Here is a 1,155-nt window from a genome sequence, read left to right on the forward strand (position 1 = left end):
TACACCAAGTCTGAATGAGATGTTTCAGTTTCTTATTTAATGACTGATTGGGTAAAAATTCTAAATATTGCTCTCGGCTTAAAGGTCCGATCTGAATTTCTATTTTTCCATTAATTTGCTGAACCGTGTCACCACAAAAAGTATTTAATCCCAACAAACTAGGATTAGTTCCTCCTAAACAAGTCTTCTGTTCATCTTCAAGTTTAAACTTTTCTTTGATGAATTCTTGAATATGCACTTGTGTATCAAAGACACAGCTCAGCACTGTTTTTAAAGCATGGGCAGTATTGTTTTGCCCCTGCATTAAACCTGAGAATTCTGCAAAATATTCATCTAAATCGTGTTGTTCATGTTGAGAGCTTATGTAACCGTTTAATGCATGAAGTATATTTAAGTAATGATTAGTAGGTTCAATTTCGTAACGAACCGCCAAATTATAAACTAAACTCGCATCGACATATTTCGCGGTTAGCTTATGATTAAATAAACCTAGAAATGCTTTGATCTCTTGTCGTTGTTGCCTATTACTTTGTTTTAATTTATTCGTATATGTATAAGGTAAAGCACCTTGCGTCCCCGTTAAACCAACCACTAAGTTTGTCAGTTCAATTCGAGAGTCTGTATATTGAAGCGTTTCAATCTCTGTAGCTGGAAAACTTAAACTGAATGATGTTTCAAATTTAAAATCATCAGCCCAATTCTGCTGAGATAAAGGACGATTAGAATGACGCAATAACCGTGTTGATTGAACAAACTCAAAAGCACTTGGTTTTGTAAATATATGATCAACTACAGAAGAGTCTTGCCACCAACGTTCTGAACGCATTGGTATATCTCCTGTTGATTAAGACTATCTTTCACTAGCACATCGACAAAGCTATTCATTTGAACCTTAAGATTAAAAATACGGCTCAATAATTGGCTAAAGATAAAAAGGCTGTGTCCACGAAAAATGCTTTTATTGACTGTTAGCTCAGCCCTCACACCTCGAACAAACATAGGAAAGGGTTTTGAATTGACTAATTTATTTGTGGTTGAAAATGTGAGCTGTGAAACAGCATCAATCAAAAGAATGTTTTCTTTGGAATGTGGCAAATTGTACAAAGCCAAAAGCTCTTTTACATGACTTAAAGCATCCCCCTTCATCAAAGCTAA

At 35.0% G+C, this 1,155-nt stretch carries 2 protein-coding genes; both read right to left on the bottom strand.

Translation table 11 applies throughout. The annotated features are described in order from the left end of the window. Positions 1-826 (bottom strand): type VI secretion system baseplate subunit TssG (gene tssG, locus A2003_RS04450; RefSeq protein ID WP_286686866.1); only part of this gene is annotated, 826 nt, incomplete at its 3' end. Beyond that, the coding region (locus A2003_RS04455) for a type VI secretion system baseplate subunit TssF (protein ID WP_286686867.1) at positions 790-1,155 on the bottom strand (366 nt) is incomplete at its 5' end. The genes tssG and A2003_RS04455, both read right to left, overlap by 37 nt.

Origin of the sequence: Acinetobacter sp. GWC1_38_13 (assembly GCF_001767535.1) — a bacterium.
Taxonomy (GTDB): domain Bacteria; phylum Pseudomonadota; class Gammaproteobacteria; order Pseudomonadales; family Moraxellaceae; genus Acinetobacter; species Acinetobacter junii.